The following is a 17,084-nucleotide window of genomic DNA, read 5'->3' on the forward strand; positions in this document are numbered from 1 at the left end:
AGTGACCCTACCTGTCGGGTATCAGGCGATCGGCATTCCGAAACAAGATCTTCTCCGCAACCGCGCGATCCAGCGCCAGACCACACATGTCGCAGGCTGACGTGCGCCGTTTGAACGGCGGCTCGTGCTGCACCGAGTCAGTCAGCAGGAAGTCGAAGTGCGACTCGAGGAACGCGGCGGTGGTCGCGACGTAGCGGTCCCGCGGATCGTCCGGGCCGAGCGGGACCTCACCCGGCTGGAAGAGGCACTGAGCCTGCATCCCCGTGGGCACGTTGGTGTCGTCGTAGATCGCGTCGGTCCCGAACAGCACGCGGTCCTGGTAATCGGTGAGAAACGCCCGCGCACCCTTTCGACGCGCCGGGGTTCCAAGCTCGGGCAGGCGCGCGGACAGGTCGTAGTAGAGGTTTGGAAGGGCGTTGAGATCCTCGGCAGCGAGCGCGAGGCTCTCGGACCGGCTGCCGATGTGGGGGCAGATGAACACCGTGCCCGGGTGGCGGGCGATGACCTCGTTGCGCTCGCCAATCAGTTCGTCGGGGCTCGGGTAGCCCTTCCGGTAGTAGCTCCACCATGCATACTCGCCGTAGATCACGCCGTTCCACGTGTTCCTCGCCGTGACCGGCTGCCAGAACGCGGGCGGATCGGCCGTATGCATCAGCACCGGGATACCGAGCGCCCCGGCCATCGCCCAGATCGCGTCGAGTCGGTCGTCGTCCACGCGCCAGAATGTCCCGTCCGGGTGCCGGTATCCGAGGCCGAGCGCCTTGTAGATCTTCAGGCCGCGCATGCCGGCGGCCGCGTCGCGCTCCATCTGTCGTGCGGCCTCGGGGCCGAAGCCTGGCTCGTTGATGCGGCGGGCGTCCACGTTGCCGAACACCGTGAAGCGGCCGGGGTAGCGCCGGAACACCTTCAGGTGGTCCGCCAACGTCACGCCGAAACCGTCGTGCCATTCGAGCGTGACTGCGCGCTCGATGCCGCAGCGGTCCATCACACGGACCGCCAGATCGACGTATTGGGGGAAGACGTGCGTGTGCGCGTCGATCACCCGCATCACGCGAACTCCAGGTTCTGGTAGAACTCGATCCTCACCTCCTCGAAGAACGGCCGTTGCCGTTCGAGGAGGCGCTCGTGCGCCTCGTCGCCCGCGAAGAGAGTGAGCGCCCGCTGCGCCGCCCCGAGGTCGTCGAACTCCGCCTCCCAGATCAGGCTGTTGCACGACGCTCCCGCAGCCAGCGGCTGGAGTCGCCGGCCCCTGGGGTAGTCCGGGCGCGACGCCTCGAGCGCGGCGAACTCGCGTTCGAGCGCCAGGAATTCGCGTTCGTGCGGAGCCTTGAAGCGCTGCGTGATTCGCATCGTGACGCTCATGACGGATCCTCCAGGAGCCGAACGACGCTGTCAGGAAGTGGAACCGTCCGTTCACGGGCCAGCGCGCTCAGGGCGGCCCGGTCGAGGGCGGGGTGGATCGTGTGCGGTGAGGTGACCGAGAGTGCCGCCACGAGCGTCGCCAGGTGATGCGCTTCGGTCAGCGGCAGCCCCGCCGCCACGCCGGCGATGAGCCCCGCCAGGTGGGCATCGCCCGCGCCAGCGGTGCTCTCGACCGCTACCGTCAGCGCAGGAAGATGCTGGAGCGACGCGCCAACGCGGACCCAGCTTCCGTTGCGGCCGGCAGTCACCGAGAGCGCGAGACGTGGGTGCGCGGCGGCGATCCGCTCGATCGCCTGCCTGGCCTGCGCGCCAGGTGCTCCGTCGTTCGATCGCATGCCGGCCATCGCAGAGGCCTCTTCGAGGTTCATCGCCACCAGATCCGCGCTGGCCGGCATGCGGCGTGCTGAAGCGTCCGCCAGCTCCCCTGTCGTGAACGCGGCCACCCGGAAGAACCCGTGGCGGGTGCCGAGATCGAGCAGCGCCGCGCGGGGGGCGAGCGGAACCTCGGGCACGGCAAGTGCCACGCCGCGGCCGTGGTGGGCCGCGAACTCGGATTCCGCGGCGTTCACCAGAGCCGCATCGACCCTGGACGAGGCGGAATCAGCCGTCGTCAAATTGCCGCCCGTCCGATCGGGGTACACCAGGCAGAACGAAGACAGGGTCGGCACGCCCGGGAGCAGGCTGACGTGCCGGGTATCCAGCGACGCGGCGGCCATCTCACCGAGCAGTGCCCTGCCGTCGCCGTCGTCGCCCACATGGCCGATCGGCAGCGTCGCGAAGGACCGGCCGAGCAGTGTCTGGACATAGTGGCTGATGATGTGGAGCTTGCAGTAGTCGCGGCGGTCCAGCATGCACCCGGCGCGGCTCTCCTCGCGGCCGAGCGTCTGGTTGCCCTCGAGGGCGAAGAAGCGGCCGGTGCCGATGCCGCCGACGCCGATCATGGCGCGGTAGCGCCACTGGCGGGCCTCGATGTGCAACGCTGCGGCGTCCGTCTGCCGGCCCTCCATCTATGCGAGCCCGAGATCCCACTCGGGATGCAGGCTGATGGGGTGGGTGGCCGTCTCGACTGTCGCGGTCACGAGCGCGTCCGGGTGTTCCTGCAGGAGGGTGATGGGGTACTCGGGCGTGACCGGGCCGAACAGCGCGACGCGGAGCGCCGTCTGCTTCCAGGCACCGGTGTCGCTGAACAGGCGTACCGCGGCGGCTCCGAGGCACTCCTTCATGCCCAGCGTCACCGACATCGGCGGCACGAACTGGTAGCCGGCGCCGAAGGTACGCTGCGCGAGCGCCAGCATCGTATCGAGATTGTTCTCCTGCACGCGGACCGTCGAGAGCCGCAGGTCTTCGATCGACAGCCGCGACAACGGATGGCGCCGCGCCTGGTTGTAGGCGACATGCCCATCCTGGCCCCAACCGCCGTACGTGATGTCGATTGGCGCCGCCTCGATGGCGGTCCGGACCGTGTCAACGGTCGCCGGCGTCAGCCAGTGCCTCGAGGGTTCGGGCACCGCCAGCCCCGGGTCGACGGGGGAGTAGAAGTGCTGCTCCATGTAGCCGCGGAAGCTGTACGGATGGCTCCTGGGCAACTCGCGTCCCTGCCAGTCGAGGCACTCGTCCATGTGAAATACCTCGAGACTGCGCAGGCTGATGCGCTCGCGGTTGACGAGGGCCGTGAACGGGCCGTACCAGCATGCTGGCCCACACGGTACAATCGCGCGCGTCGGGCGCCCCGCGCGGGTGTTCGCGGCGATCCGGTCCACGAGCTCCCGCGCCATCAGCGCGCCCATCGCGGCCGAGTCGGCGCACAGCCGGAAGCGGATCTTCAGGGCCGGGTGCGTCTCGAGTTGATCGCAGGGAATCCTGCACCAGTCGTGAAGTTGTCGAAGGGTGAAGTCGCTCATCGGGGTCACCTCTCCTGCGTGGCGACGGCGGCCTCATCGTCGAGCCGCCTGAACATCCGACGCATGTCGCCATAGCCTCGCACGAGGGCCCAGACGGAGATCACGACAAAGAGCCCAAGAGAGATCGCCAGCGTTGCGATCCAGGCGTAGAGCCACCCGTGCGGGCCAGTGGGGTGCATCGAGGCCAGCCCCGCCAGGCCTGCGGCGCTACCGAGCGCGGTGAGCCACGCAACCCGCCCAGCCGTCGACGGTACACGCCGTCCGATCACCGAGCCCGCGACCATTCCTACCAGGGCCGCCCCGTAGCTGACCATCCCGATCGTGCCGGTCCAGCCCACCGGGTCGTCCACGACGAAGTAGATCAGGGTGGCGCTCGCGCCGAGCAGCAACGAGCAGTAGGCCCCGAGCCGGTGCGCGCCCTTCCAGTACATCCCTGCGACGACCGTCCAGAACGTGCCGGCCAGGAACAGATTCCCCGTGATCTGCAGGTAGAAGTACGTGGCGCCGGGCACGACGTAGAACAGGCCCCACCCGATGATGAAGACGGTCAGACACAGCACGGTGAGGCGGTTGATCAGCAGTTCGTGCTTCGCTTTCAAGCGCGGGCCCGCGAGCGGCATCACCACGTCCTGCGAGATCACCGAACTCCACGCGAGCAGGTAGCCGCTGTAGGTGGACATCGAGGCCGCCAGCATGCCGGCCAGCACCAGGCCGGCGACGCCCACCGGCAGCACCTCGGACAGGAACACCGGCAGCGCCTCGATGGCCGGCACCTTGCGCGCCCCGAGATAGGTCAGCGCGGCGATGCCCCAGAGGAAGGGCAGGATCGCCCGCCCGAGGCTCAGGAAGCCGGTCCAGAAGAACACACGGCGCACCGTCCGCGTGTCCTCGGACGAGAAGGTCCTCGACGCGATCGGCGCCCACGCCGTGACGAGCGCCAGCCACGAAAGGCACTGCCAGCACAGGAACGGCCAGCCCAACACCTTGTGCGCGAATGGGTCGAAGCCGGATTGACCCATTCGCTGCTCGACCGTCGCCACCATCGGACCGAGGCCGACGCCGAAGAGGCAGTAGCCCGTGATGATGATCATCGCCGCTGCCAACACGGCATACTGGACGTAGTTCGTGACGACGACCGAGATCATCCCGCCGAGCGCGGTGTAGATCAGCACCATCGTCATCAACAGCACCATCGTCCACACGATGTAGCCCGGCGGCACGCCGGTTACGATGTTGAGGAACTTGGCCTCGATGATCGGGAAGACGCCGAAGTTCAACGCGCCGCCCACCGCCATCAGCACGCCCGCCAGCACCCGTACGTCCCGCCCGTACCGCTTGTCGAAGAACTCGGAGATGGTGACGAGTTCGAGTTCCCGGAAGCGGCTGATGACGAAGCCCGTTGATCCCACGAGGACGTAGATGCCGGCGGGAATCAGCCCCGCCATGAAGGCGGCGAAGCCATAGAGCACGCCCATCTCGGCGTAGTACATGTAGGTGATGATTCCGATCTCGGTCGCCACGAGCGAGATCATCCCCACGTGGATGCCCATGGTCCGGCCCGCGACCAGGAAGCTCGATGAGTTCCTGACGTAGCGCTGTCCGCGCGTGCCGGCCACGAACACCACCGCCAGGTAGAAGCCGACGATCAACCAGTCCACGAGGGTGAAGTGCATTCGGGAGTCTTTTTTTCGAGGGGTTGCGGCCCGTCACATCAGGCGTGCGTCGGCTGCGACAGCAGCGACGACGACGCACGGTCGAGATACAGCGTGGTCGCGGTGTGCCAGCGCAAGGCGGACGAGGGCCGCCACACACTGACCTCGAGCTCGAGGCACTGCTGAACGGCCTCGGCCTTCCGGGTGTCGGGAACGATCGCGATGATGTGCGTCGTCTTCAGTACCTGGCGAACCGACATCGAGATTGCCCGCGTCGGCACGTCCTCGAGGCGCGGGAACCAGCCCTCGCCGAGCTGCTGGCGCCGGCACCGCTCGTCGAGCTGGACGACCAGGTACGGCGTCTCCGTCGTGAAGTCCGCCGGGGGATCGTTGAACGCCAGGTGGCCGTTCTCGCCGATGCCGACCAACGCGAGGTCGATCGGCGCGCTGGTGAGGAGTGCGCCGAGCCGCGCGCACTCGACGTGCGGGTCGGCAGCCTCTCCGTCGATCAGGTGGAATGCGCCCGGATGCACCCGGTCGATGATCCGCTCGGTCAGGAAGCGGCGGAAGCTGGCCGGGTGCGATGCCGGCAGGCCGATGTACTCGTCGAGGTGGAAGAACTCCGTCCTCGACCACTCGATGCCCGGTGTTCCCGCGAGGGCTTCGAGGAATTCGAACTGCGCCGCGCCGGTCGCGGCGATGAGCCGCGCGTGGCCGGTCGCGGCGATGGCGGCCCTGATGAGACCGGATGCCTCGACGGCCGCGGCGGCGGCGAGGGCGGGCTTCGACTCGAAGATCCGAACGTCCATGCTTCCTCCTCCTCGGCAGGTGCGTGCCGATGTTCAGGCCGCGTCGAACGCCCGCACCTGGGCGAGGCGTTCCTGGTCGTAGCGAAGGGTACCGAGTTGCTCCATGCGCGCGAACGCGTCGACCTGCGAGGCGAACGCCGTGATGGCCGACCGCTTGATCGCCGCGCAGCGCGCGTCGAGCGGATGCGCCGCGACCGGATCCCTCAGCGGTTCCCAGACCTGGTAGGCGTAGATGCGCCGGATCGCCGCCGGCGGGCCCAACTCCGGCATCAGCGTCTCGCCCGCCTGCACGCACGCCACCAGGCCCGCTTCCGCAATCACCTTGTGATCGGGGTGGAAGTCCAAGTCGCTCGGCAGGAACACCGTCGACGGCCGGCAGTCCCGGATCACGCGGAACAGTACCTGGTACGCCCCAGGGCGCCCGTCAGGAGTTTCCCAGCTCTGGTAGTTGCGCACCGACATGTCCGGGTAACGCAGGAACCTGATCCGGTCGGGCGGAACACCCAGGCGCCCGTACGCGGCCACGGCCTCGCGCTCGCGCCGTTCGGCGAAGCCGTTGCGCTCGGCGATCGAGTGGTAGCCCAGGCGGCCGTCACTCGCGATCACGACGACCGGCGGCACCGGAAGGTTCGCGATGAACCCGCCGCACCCGACGACGCCGTCGTCGTCGTGCGGCGAGACGACGAGCACTGTCCCGGCGTCCGCAGGACTGACGAGATCGACACCCGGGTGTCCGGTCATGGCTCGCTCTCCGTTCCGCGGGTGGCGACGGCGGCCCGAGCCGCGGCACCCGCGCAGCATGTTACAGGCGGCGCACGTTGAAGCCGCCGTCGACCATCAGGACCTGGCCCGTCGAGTACGCGAGGTCGCCACGGGCCAGCATGGCCACGGCGCGGCCGACGTCGCCCGGCAGCCCCCACCGAGGCTGGACGAGGAGGCCTTCGGCAATCATCTGGTCGTACTTCGCCTCGACCTCCGCGGTCATGTCCGTGCGGACGATGCCGGGCCGGACGTCATAGACCGGGATGTCCCACTCGCCGAGTCGGGCCGCCCAGAGTTGCGTGGCCATGCCCAGGCCCGCCTTGGCGACGCAGTACTCGCCGCGGTTCACCGACGCCGTCGTCGCCGAGATCGACGAGACGTTGACGACGCAGGCGAGGAAGGCCGGGTCGGCGCGTTTCTGCTCGACCATCCAGCGTGCGACGGATTGAGTCAGGAAATACGGGCCCTGAAGGTTCGTCCGCAGCACCTTCTCGAAGCTCTCCTCGGAGGCCTCCAGCAGGTCGCGGCGCTCCGGCGGCGCGATCCCGGCGTTGTTGACCAGAACGTGGAGACGGCCGAATCGCGCCCGCACGGCCTCCACGAGCGCTTCGCGGGCCGCGCGGTCCGCGACGTCGCAGCGGCTGTAGAAGACATCAGTGCCGTGGCGCCTGAGCGATTCGAGCGCGCCGGCGGCGGAGGCCTCCTCGCGCCGGCCGCACACCGCCAGGTGGAACCGATCGCGCGCCAGGTGTTCGGCGACGCCGAGGCCAATCCCGCGCGTGCCTCCGGTGATCAACGCCACGCGTGCCTGTGTCATCGTGCCCTCACAAGTTGAGCGGCGGCACCGTCACCCAGCTTCTCGTCCGCCAGGACTCGAGACCCAGCTCCGCCAGTTGCACGCCCTTCGCGCCCGCCAGCAGGTCCCACGGGAATGGTTCGTCGCACGCGACGTGCCGCAGGAACAGCTCCCACTGGGCTCGAAACGCGTTCCCATGCGCCTCGACCTCGGGCAGGAGCTGCCAGTCGGCGCGGTAGTCGCCTGGCGTCGCGACGTCGGGGTTCCACACCGGCCGTGGCGTGGCGGCCGCAGGTTGCACCCAGCAGTTCCGCAGGCCCGCCACCGCGGAGCCCTTCGTGCCGTCCACCTGGATCGTCAGCAGGTCGTCGCGGCGCACGCGGACGCACCACGACGAGTTGAACTGGGCAACGATCCCGCCCTCGAGCTCGAACGTCGCGTAGGCCGCGTCGTCGGCGGTGCAGTCGTAGGGCCGGCCAGCCTCGTCCCAGCGACGATTGACGTGTACGGCGCCGAGGCACGAGAGCGCCGTGACCGGGCCGAAGATGTTGTCGAGCACGTAGCGCCAGTGGGCGAACATGTCGGCGATGATGCCGCCGCCGTCCTCGGCGCGGTAATTCCACGACGGGCGCTGCGCCGGGACGGTGTCTCCCTCGAACACCCAGTAGCCGAACTCGCCGCGGACCGACAGAACGCGCCCGAAGAAGCCGCCCGCGCACAGGCGCCTCAGCGCGACGAGGCCCGGCAGCCAGAGCTTGTCCTGGACCACGCCATGCTTGACGCCCGCCTCGCACGCAAGCCGATAGAGGTCCAGTGCCTCGGCCATCGTGACCGCGGTGGGCTTCTCGCAGTAGACGTGCTTGCCCGCGGCAATCGCGCGCCTGACCGCGGCGGCGCGCCGGTTGGTGGTCTGCGCGTCGAAGTAGACGGTGTAGGTCGGATCCGCCAGCACGGTATCGAGGTCGGTCGTCCACCTCAGCCCCTGTGCCCGCTCGGCGAGCGCCTCGAGCTTTGCGGCGCTGCGGCCGACGAGGATCGGGTCGGGCATGATCACGCTGCCGTCGGGCAGGCCGATGCCGCCGTCGCCGCGGATGGCGGCGATCGAGCGCAGGAGATGCTGGTTGGCGCCCATTCGCCCGCTGACGCCGTTCATGATGATGCCGATACGCCTGGTAGTCACCTCGTGTTCTCCTCGCTCACGCCCGTTGCGTCCGCGCGCCCTCCGGCAGCGGCGGCGCATCGACGCCGGCGCGAGGCAGCGTGCCATCGAGTTCCTGCCGCCAGTGCGCGACCTCTCCGGCCGGGCCGTAGCAGTAGATCAACGTCAGCGGCGTCTGCCCGAGATTGGTGATCTGGTGGAAGACGCCGGGCGGGATCGCGACCGCCTGGCCCGCGCCGAGAACGGCGCGCTCGTGGCCCAGGCACATCTCGCCGGAGCCCTCGACGACGAGATACACCTCTTCCTGTTCCTGGTTGTGCCACGGCACCTGGCCGCCGTCCGGGTCGAGCGTCACCATGCCCAGCGCGAAATGACCGGACTGCACCGGCGACTGGCCGCCGACCACGTTCTTCGTGCGACGTCCGGCGGGGAAGCGGCGTCCCTCGGTGGTGTTGAGATCGACGATCGTCATGCGGGTCCCCAGAACCTCAGGTACGGCTCGCGCCGGATGATGCGTTGCACGTAGAGAGCGGCCTCGCGGAGGTGGTAGTCACCCCACAGGCTGGACTCGCCGGACGGCACCGTCCGGCCCGGCGGAACAGCGTCCCAACCATTTGGCCGGTGATACACCGAGTGCAGGAGCAGGCCTTCGTGGCGGCGGTCGACGCCGAGATACGGCTCGTCGAGGAGCGCGTGCATCAGCGTGAGCCCCGCCTGCCAGTACCGGCGCGCACGCGCCGGATCGTGCCGCCGGAGGAAGTGGCCGAGGCGAAGGAGGCCCTGCGCCGCGATTGACGCGGCCGAGCTGTCGACCGGCTCGTACGGATTGAACGGATCCGCGGGCTTCGCGAGATAGTCGCCGAGGTGGTGGAGGCCAGGCGCACCGGCGTCCCAGTATGGAATGCCGTCGGTCGGCGTGTGCGCGAGGTAGTAGTCGCACGCCGCGGACGCGGCCCGCCTCATGAACGCGACGATCGCGCGGCGGCCGCCGGCGAACGCTGCGTCCTGGCCGCTCACCGTGGCCATGAACTCGAGCTGCTCGGCGAACCCGCACATCGCCCAGGCCAGGCCCCGCATCCACGTGGTGAAGGGGGAGTAGCCCTGCTGGGTGCTCGGGCACCTGAAGCTGTGATCCGTCACGTTGAAGATGGCCTCGTGAGACACCCGCCCGGGCGAGGCGTAGATGTCGCGTCCGCGGCCATCTGAGACGAGGAACCTGGCCGTCGAGCGCGCGTGCATCACGAGTCGGTCGAGCAACGAGACGCGCCGGCCTCCTTCCTCGAGAAGCACGTGCCCGAGGCGATGGCCGAGCGCGAGCGACCTGAGCGTGCGAATCGTGTCGACAAACAGCGACTGCGGCCCGTTGAACGAGTGGATGAATCCCTCGCCCTCGCCGAGCGACGTCCACCGCCGCGCCTGGACAGCGGCCGAGCAGGCGAGCGCTATCTCGTAGCAGCGCCGCTCCCAGGCGTCGTGCTCGAATCGCCCTTCTCGCGCCAGGCGCAGCAGGTTGCCGTAGGTGCTGACGACCGTGAAGCCATGATCGTGGACCCCGGCGTCGGTAAGGTGCGGGCCCATCGACTCGAGCGTGCGGCGCCGTCCGAGATCGAGGAACCGGCGGTCGTCGGTCGCGTCGAACTGGAGCAGCGCCGATCCGTACCGGAAGCCGAGCGTCCACTCCGTCCAGCCGCGGGAGGTGTAGCGGCCGTCGACGGTGTACACGAGAGCATCTCGGGACGATCCGTGGCGGCGCTCGATGGCCCGGATCTTCGCCGCCGACAAGTCCCAGAGCCGGTCGATCTTCGCGGCCAGCCCGGCCGGCTCCACCCGCGGATCGATCTTCATCGCGTGACCCCGATCGTCGCGTTCGCCTGGCCCGTCACACGGCCCTCACTTCCGGCGCGCCGGCTCCGCCTCGAAGGTGAAGCTCTGGAAGGCCGACGGCACGTGAAAGCTGGGCTGGGACGGTGTCGACCAGGCCGTTTCGACGGCCCCGCGTTCGGGCGCCAGCGGGCCGCCCGGACGCTTCACGCGGAAGAGGTTGAATCGCCACTGACTGCCGGGGCGGGGAGGCAGCGCGACGCCCTTCGCCGACGGCAGCGACCGGAACGCTGGCCACGGGATGAACGCGACGGCCGTCCAGTCTCCCGCAAACGGCGGGCGCCCCGGCGTCGCCAGGGTCCGCGTCTCGAGCCCCTCGATGTTCCAGTCGAAATCCATCTGCTTGTCGGGGTAGGGCTGGACCATCCGGACATCGCACACGACGTTGCCGGGGCTGATCTCGAGCTCGGCATAGTTGCGGCCGCTCTGGTCGATGTCGAGGAACACTTCGACCACCTCCTCTTCCCACAGGTGATCGTCGCGCCGCGTCATCGTGAACCACGGGTGGTCGTCGGTGGCGTCGAACCGCAGGAACAGGCCCTCGGCGCTCCACAGCGCGCGGAACGTCGTCTGGTACTTCACTGGCCCCCACGAGACGGCCGTCGCCGGGCTCCACTCCTCGCCGCCCGCAGCCATGAGCGCCGCACGCGGGTGGGGGGTCGCGAGGACGCGGTAAGAGTCTGCCGCCGAAACGGCGGTGGACATCAAGGCGGCAGACAGGATCGCACCCACCCACTTCATGTGACCTCCGGCTCTACTCGGCCATCAGGTAGATCGCGAGCGTCGCGAACGCGATGCCGGCCACCTGATACACGGGAGGAACGCGGCTGTAGACCGCGAGCGACAGGACCACCGTGATCACCGGCGAGAGCGACGTCAGCGGCGCGACGATGATCGCCTTGCCGTGCCGCATGGCGTAGACGAGCGAGAGCGCCCCGGCAGAGTTCAGCACCTGCACGAGGGCGGCGAGGTACGGCCCTCTGAATCCCCAGTTGATCGGCCGGCCGAAGTCGGTCATCCACACGGCGAAGGGCACCAGCGCGACGGCCGTCGCCATCATGTAGAAGAAGATCCCTTCCGCGCTCGTGGTGCGCGTGGCGAACTTCATCACGAAGGCCTGGATGCCCCACATGACGAAGACCAGCGTCGCCAACGGCAGCCACGTGTAGCCCCTGACGATGGCGTCGCCGGGCGCCACGTAAGACAGGAGCGCGATGGCCGGGAGCGCCAGCAGGATGCCCGACCAGTGGCGGCCCGACGCCCGCTCGCGCAGCACCAGCACCGAGAGCACGATGGTGAGCACTGGGTAGAGGGCGACGACCGGGAACACGATGAAGGCTGGACCCGTGCGGAGCGCCTCGAAGAGCAGCAGTTGCCCGCCGGCGCCGAGCAGTCCCACCAGGCTGCCGAGCGTGAGCGACCGCGCGTCCCGCTCGAACCGCCACCCGATCACGTGCAGCGCCGCCAGCGCGCACGGAACCATCGTCAGGGCCCACACGACGTATCCGAGCGTCGCCGGGAAGCCGGCCTTCTCCGGGATTTCGATGAACGCGCCCCAGATGCCCCAGGAGACGGTCGTGAAGATCGCAAACAGCAGCCAGCGTTGCACGTTACCTGCTCTCGTTGGCGAACGCCCCGGCGCCGGCGTTCCCGGTTGCGCGGCCCGCCCACTTGCCGGTGGTCGCCGAGGCCGTTCAGACGATGAGGAGCTCGATGCCTTTGCTCCTGACAGTCGCGGCCGTCTCGGGATCGATCGTGTCGTCGGTGATGATGCGGTGGACGCTCTCCAGCTTTGCGATCAGCGAGAGGCTTCGGCGCCGGAACTTCGTGGCGTCCGCGACCACGGTGACTTCGCGCGCCACCCGGATCAGCTGCGCGTTGAGTTGGGCTTCGAGGACGTCCGGAGTCATCATCCCGATGTTCACGTCGAGCCCGTCGACGCCGAGGAAGAGCCGGTCGGCGTTGAGTCCCTGGAGCATCTGTTCGGCGTGCGGCCCGACCACCGAATGAGACACGTGGCGCAGCATGCCCCCGACCACAATCAGGCGAACCTGCGGGAGCTTCGCGAGTTCGATCGCGATGTTCAGCCCGTTGGTGATCACCGTGAGCGACTTGAACTTGCGCGCCGCGATCTGGCGTGCGACTTCGAGCGTCGTGGTCCCCGAGTCGAGGATGATCGTCTCATCGTTCTGGATCAGCTGCGCGGCGGCGGCGCCGATCCGGGCCTTCTCGTCGTGGTGCAGGATCTCCTTTACGTTGATGGAGATGTCGACCGGCCCGCCGAGCGGCTTGAGCGCACCGCCGTGCGAGCGCACGAGCGCGCCCGCCTCGGTCAGCGTGTCGAGGTCGCCGCGGATCGTCACGGCGGACACCTCGAACCGCTTCACGAGCTCCCGCACGGTCACGCGCTCGTTCTGCTCGAGCACTTCCAGAATCTTGCGGCGACGCTCCTCCACGAGAAGGCGCTGACGTTTCGATCCACCCATGTCTGCTGCTCCTTGGCTGCGGTCACTCCGAACTCCGAATTCAAGTCGATCCGGCCGACCTCGTCAATGCCGTCCATCGCTCACCGCAGCCAGCCGTCGAGGCGCTCCGACACGAACTCGTCGTCCCTGAGGTGCGGGTACCGGGCCCGCACGCGATTGATGGCGTCCAGTTGGCCAGCCGACAAGTCCTCTGTGGGCTCGAGACACCACCGGCCCGCGAGCAGGCCCTGAATGCGGAGCGCCTCGTGAATGCCGGGCAGGCAGCCGGCGAACCGGTGACCGGCATCGAAGAGTGCCGCGTTCGCGTCCGTAATCTCGGCGCCCAGCGCCAACATGGCGCGAGTACCAGTTTCTGCGCCGACGCGCACTGCCCGCACCCGCTCGAACAGTTCGACCGCGCGCCGCGTCCACACCGCCCACTGGCCGAGCAGGCCGCCAGAGAACCGGACGCAAGGCGCGCCGGGCGTCGCCCCTGGAAACTCGGTCAGGAGGTCGGCGATGATGCTGTCGTCATTGCCCGTGTAGAGCGCGACCTCCGCCGCGCGCCCACTGGCGGCCAAAGCCCGAACGACGTCCAGCGTGCGGTAGCGGTCGAACGGCGCCACCTTGATGGCGACGACATTCGGAATCTCGAGGAACTCCCGCCAGAACGCTTCGTCGAGCGGCCGGCCGCCGATGCCGGGCTGGAGGTAGAAACCGAACAACGGGAGGACCGACGCCACCTCCCTGCAGTGCGCGATCACGTCCTCCGCCGGCACGCCGTCCCAGCCCGCCAGGCTCAGCAGCGCGGTGTCGTAGCCCAGGTCGCGAGCCAGACCGGCCTCGGCGGTCGCCTGCGCCGTCAGACCGCACACGCCGGCAACGCGCACGACTCGCCGTGCCGTCCGCCGCTCGTGTTCCCGCGCGGCGTCGGCCGCGAGGCGCAGCACCGTGGAGAACAGGCCGACCCGCGGGTCGCGGATCGCAAACTGCGTGGTGTGCACGCCGACGGCGATCCCGCCGGCCCCGGCGTCGCAATAATAGCGCGTCAGGGCCACCTGCCGGCGCTCGTCGAGCCGCCGCTGCGCCGTCAATGCCAGGGGGTGGGCCGGGATGACCATCCCCTCCAGCAGGAGGCGGCGGATCTGGTCAGTAGCGTCCATCGACGACCTCGTACTTCGTTGGCTTGTCGAGGCGCGGGCCGCCCGACTCGATCCAACTGGCCGCCCACTCACGCAGGCAGTCCAGGCCGACTTCCGGTTGACCGAGCGCAGCGTAGCACGCGCCAGCGTTGCTCAGTAGCGCCGTCGGTCCCTCCTCGCCCTCGAACCGTGGCTCGCGGCCGAAGCGCCCGCCGAACCACAGGGCCAAATCGCGAATCCGCACCAATTCCGGGCCGGTGACATTGAGCGCGCGCGGGGGCGCCATCGCGAGTTCGAGGCTCCTCAGCGCGTATGACAGGGCGTCGCCTTGCCAGATGACGTTCGCGTAGCCGACGCGCAGATCGATCCCCTGCCCCTCGAACACCCGCCGGCCGACGTCCACCAGCACGCCGTAGCGCAGGTCCACGGCGTAGTTCAGCCTGAACAGCAGACACCGCGTCCCGCGTGTCCGGGAGAAGTACTCAGCGACCCGCTCGCGGCCCAGGCAGGACTGCGCGTACTCGCCGACCGGCACCGGCAGGTCCGTCTCCACCGAGCCGTCGCCCTCGACCGGCACCATGCCGTAGACGTTACCCGACGAGAACAGGACGAGACGCGAGTCCGAAAACCGGTCCGCCATGTAGGCCGGCGCCAGCGTGTTGACTGCCCACGTCAGGTCGCTGCTCCCCGCGGTGCCGAACTTGCGGCCGACGAGGTAGAGCACGTTCGGGCACAGCGGCAGCCGGGCCAGGGCGGCGAGGTCGAGGAAGTCGCACGTCAGTGTCTCGATGCCGTCGCGCGAGAGCGACTCGCGAACGCCGGGCTCCCACGAGATGGACACGGCGATCACGCGGCGCGACACGCCTGCCGCAGCGCTCGCCCGCCGGACGCGGCGCGCCAAAGACGGTCCCATCTTGCCGCCCGCGCCGAGGATGGCGACGTCGCCGTCGATCCGGCGCAGGCAGGCGACGTCCGCGGGACTCGGCCGCGACAGCACCTCCTCGAGCCGCGCAGTCGACTCGATCGCGGCGAGTCCTGCCACCGACACCTGCCCATCCGGTCCGTCGTCCACCACCGTGTTGCATCTCGGAAAATCGCTCATCCCCACTCCGGTCCGAAGATGGCCCACTGCGACGCCGGGCGTCCCTCGTGGGAGTTGGTGCCCCGGCACATTCGAATGAACGGGCGCTGCTCGACGAACCCCATCTCAGCCAGCCGCGCGGTCCACGCGGTCGGGGTCGCCGGCACGTCGATCACCATTGGCGCCTCGGGTGCTCGCCGGCGGCACGCGTCGACGAGATACGCAGCCACCTCCAGGTCGTCGGCGACGACCGGGCCGACATGGAGGAGGTCGTGGCCCTGCCTCGCCAGGCAGTAGCCCTCGAGGCCTGCGCCCGCGTCCGCGACGAGCGCCAGGTCCGGCGTCGTTTCTCGGGCCCACTCGAGCAACGGCCGGCGACCGGCCCCGAACACCGAGCGGTCCCACTCCGCGACCGCAGCCAGGTCGTCTCGTCGCATCGGACGCACCTGGCGACCGCCGACCCCCGCGCCGCCAGGTGCCGTCCGGCTCGTGAGCCGGCACAACCGGCGCTCTTCGACGAAGCCAAGCGCGAGGTAGAGGGGATGTCCCTTCGGCGTGGCGTCGAGGCGCGCGGGCACGGGGCCGAGCCTCGAGAGCGCCTCCTCCAGCAACGCCCGTCCGATGCCGCGCCCGCGAGCGGCCACGTCCACCAGCACCATCCCGATCCACGCGAAACGGCCCTCGTATGTCACCGCCGTCGCGGTTCCCACGACGCGGCCATCGAGGACGGCCACGCGGCACCCGTCGCCGCCTCGGGCGACGAGTTGTTCCCAGTCCTCCGCCGTCTGGTTCCAACCGCTCGCCCGGCAGAGCGCCAGACCAGCCGGGATGTCCGCCCGCGTCATCGCCCGGGTCACGGCCCGGTCGTTCGGCCCGCTGCTGTCGGTCATGCGTCGAGCCCGAGGAGCCGCGCCGCGTTGTCGTAATACACCTTGCGGAGGATCCCCTCGGGCAGCCCGATCCCGTAGATCCGCCAGCGGCCCTGCGGCGGCACCGGAGCCGGGGCATAGTCGAAGTACTCGTCTTCGGTCTCGAGGAACCGGTAGTAGATCTCGTAGAGCTTCTCGCCGAACAGTTGCTGTGGTGTGTCGTTGCCGTTCGGGACGGCGTCGGTGCCAAACAGGATCCGGTCCTGGTGTCGCTCGAAGAACGCCCGCGCCGCCCTCGGCTGCCGCCCGAGCTCGCCGATGCGCGCGGCGAGGTCGACGTGAACGTTGGCGAACCGATCCATGCGCTCAGAGACCGCGGCGAGGTTCTCGGCGTTGAGGCCGAGATGAAGCGCGATGAACTGCGTCCGGGGATGCCGCGCCACCACGCGATAGAACGCGTCGAGCAGTTCGCTGAACGACGGAAAGCGGTCGCCGTGGAACGACCAGTCGGGGTGGTTGTTCAGCTCCTCGAATCGCTCGTTGAACCGGTCGGTCGGCAGGAAGAACGCCTCGGGATCGGCCACGTGGATCGCCACCGGCATGTTCAGCGCCCCGCAGGCCTCCCACATCGGGCCGAATCGCGCGTCATCCACCTTGACCAGGGGCCCGGTGGTCACCTTCTCGCGCAAGTACAGGCCGAGCGTCTTCAGCACCTTCAGACCCCGGGCGCCGGCCCCTCGGGCGCGCGCGAGTTCCTCGGCCTGGAACGCCGGGTAGCCCGGCTCGCCCGCGCGGCTCCACCACGGCTCGGTGAAGCTCAGGAACCGTCCAGGATGGGCCTGGTCGTAGGTCCTCACGCTCTCGACGAGGCCTCGGCCGCATCCGCCCGTCAGGTGCACCATCGTCTTCACATTCTTCCGGTCCATCACGTTCAGGAGCGTGGTGGGCGGCGCGAGGAAGGTCATCTCCTCGCCGAGCGGGACGCCGCCCGTCTCCCTGGACGCGAACCCGAGGTGTGCATGGACGTCGATGACCGGGAACCGCGCGCGTTCCACGACGGTCTCGCGGACATGCAACATGCTGCGGGGCTGGAAGTCGGTGAGATCGAGCGGCATCTTCTTCGTCCTCGGCGCCTCGACCGGCGC

Annotated in this window: 18 protein-coding genes; all 18 read right to left on the minus strand. The window is 69.2% G+C overall.

Annotated elements, in window-relative coordinates; genetic code table 11:
• Window positions 1–7: 7 nt before the first annotated feature.
• Complete coding sequence (locus VGK32_00665; protein ID HEY3380244.1) at window positions 8–1,048, minus strand: amidohydrolase family protein; 1,041 nt, start codon at window positions 1,046–1,048, stop codon at window positions 8–10.
• A complete protein-coding gene (locus VGK32_00670; GenBank protein HEY3380245.1) occupies window positions 1,048–1,362 on the minus strand; it encodes a hypothetical protein in 315 nt (104 codons plus the stop codon). The genes VGK32_00665 and VGK32_00670 overlap by 1 nt, the downstream gene beginning before the upstream one ends.
• The gene (locus VGK32_00675; GenBank protein ID HEY3380246.1) at window positions 1,359–2,429 is read right to left on the minus strand and encodes a PfkB family carbohydrate kinase; all 1,071 of its coding nucleotides are present in this window, start codon (window positions 2,427–2,429) and stop codon (window positions 1,359–1,361) included. Before VGK32_00675 ends, VGK32_00670 begins: the two co-directional genes overlap by 4 nt.
• Window positions 2,430–3,323 carry a hypothetical protein gene (locus VGK32_00680; GenBank protein HEY3380247.1) on the minus strand — a complete coding sequence of 298 codons (894 nt, stop codon included), beginning with the start codon at window positions 3,321–3,323 and terminating at the stop codon, window positions 2,430–2,432.
• A gap of 5 nt (window positions 3,324–3,328) precedes the next feature.
• A complete protein-coding gene (locus VGK32_00685; protein HEY3380248.1) occupies window positions 3,329–4,996 on the minus strand; it encodes a sodium:solute symporter family protein in 1,668 nt (555 codons plus the stop codon).
• A 38-nt stretch (window positions 4,997–5,034) separates the two neighbouring features.
• A complete protein-coding gene (locus VGK32_00690) occupies window positions 5,035–5,784 on the minus strand; it encodes a glucosamine-6-phosphate deaminase (protein ID HEY3380249.1) in 750 nt (249 codons plus the stop codon).
• A 33-nt stretch (window positions 5,785–5,817) separates the two neighbouring features.
• On the minus strand, window positions 5,818–6,525 hold the full coding sequence (locus VGK32_00695; GenBank protein HEY3380250.1) for a PIG-L family deacetylase: 708 nt from the start codon (window positions 6,523–6,525) through the stop codon (window positions 5,818–5,820).
• Between the two features lie 61 nt (window positions 6,526–6,586).
• Window positions 6,587–7,363, minus strand: coding sequence for a 3-ketoacyl-ACP reductase (locus VGK32_00700; GenBank protein HEY3380251.1), 777 nt, complete (start codon window positions 7,361–7,363; stop codon window positions 6,587–6,589).
• Window positions 7,364–7,370: 7 nt separating this feature from the next.
• Entirely contained in the window at window positions 7,371–8,522 is a 1,152-nt protein-coding gene (locus tag VGK32_00705) for a Gfo/Idh/MocA family oxidoreductase (protein HEY3380252.1), read from the minus strand.
• A 16-nt stretch (window positions 8,523–8,538) separates the two neighbouring features.
• Window positions 8,539–8,973 carry a dimethylsulfonioproprionate lyase family protein gene (locus VGK32_00710; GenBank protein ID HEY3380253.1) on the minus strand — a complete coding sequence of 145 codons (435 nt, stop codon included), beginning with the start codon at window positions 8,971–8,973 and terminating at the stop codon, window positions 8,539–8,541.
• On the minus strand, window positions 8,970–10,346 hold the full coding sequence (locus VGK32_00715) for a hypothetical protein (protein HEY3380254.1): 1,377 nt from the start codon (window positions 10,344–10,346) through the stop codon (window positions 8,970–8,972). The genes VGK32_00710 and VGK32_00715 overlap by 4 nt, the downstream gene beginning before the upstream one ends.
• Before the next feature lie 45 nt (window positions 10,347–10,391).
• Complete coding sequence (locus VGK32_00720) at window positions 10,392–11,123, minus strand: carbohydrate-binding family 9-like protein (GenBank protein HEY3380255.1); 732 nt, start codon at window positions 11,121–11,123, stop codon at window positions 10,392–10,394.
• Window positions 11,124–11,136: 13 nt separating this feature from the next.
• Complete coding sequence (locus VGK32_00725; GenBank protein HEY3380256.1) at window positions 11,137–11,991, minus strand: DMT family transporter; 855 nt, start codon at window positions 11,989–11,991, stop codon at window positions 11,137–11,139.
• Between the two features lie 85 nt (window positions 11,992–12,076).
• The gene (locus VGK32_00730) at window positions 12,077–12,868 is read right to left on the minus strand and encodes a DeoR/GlpR family DNA-binding transcription regulator (protein ID HEY3380257.1); all 792 of its coding nucleotides are present in this window, start codon (window positions 12,866–12,868) and stop codon (window positions 12,077–12,079) included.
• An 80-nt stretch (window positions 12,869–12,948) separates the two neighbouring features.
• Entirely contained in the window at window positions 12,949–14,010 is a 1,062-nt protein-coding gene (locus VGK32_00735; protein ID HEY3380258.1) for a hypothetical protein, read from the minus strand.
• The gene (locus VGK32_00740) at window positions 13,997–15,091 is read right to left on the minus strand and encodes an NAD-dependent epimerase/dehydratase family protein (GenBank protein ID HEY3380259.1); all 1,095 of its coding nucleotides are present in this window, start codon (window positions 15,089–15,091) and stop codon (window positions 13,997–13,999) included. Before VGK32_00740 ends, VGK32_00735 begins: the two co-directional genes overlap by 14 nt.
• On the minus strand, window positions 15,088–15,960 hold the full coding sequence (locus tag VGK32_00745; GenBank protein HEY3380260.1) for a GNAT family N-acetyltransferase: 873 nt from the start codon (window positions 15,958–15,960) through the stop codon (window positions 15,088–15,090). Before VGK32_00745 ends, VGK32_00740 begins: the two co-directional genes overlap by 4 nt.
• Window positions 15,957–17,084 (minus strand): amidohydrolase family protein (locus tag VGK32_00750; protein HEY3380261.1); only part of this gene is annotated, 1,128 nt, incomplete at its 5' end. The genes VGK32_00750 and VGK32_00745, both read right to left, overlap by 4 nt.

The sequence above is a fragment of the Vicinamibacterales bacterium genome (assembly GCA_036504215.1).
Taxonomy (GTDB): domain Bacteria; phylum Acidobacteriota; class Vicinamibacteria; order Vicinamibacterales; family Fen-181; genus FEN-299.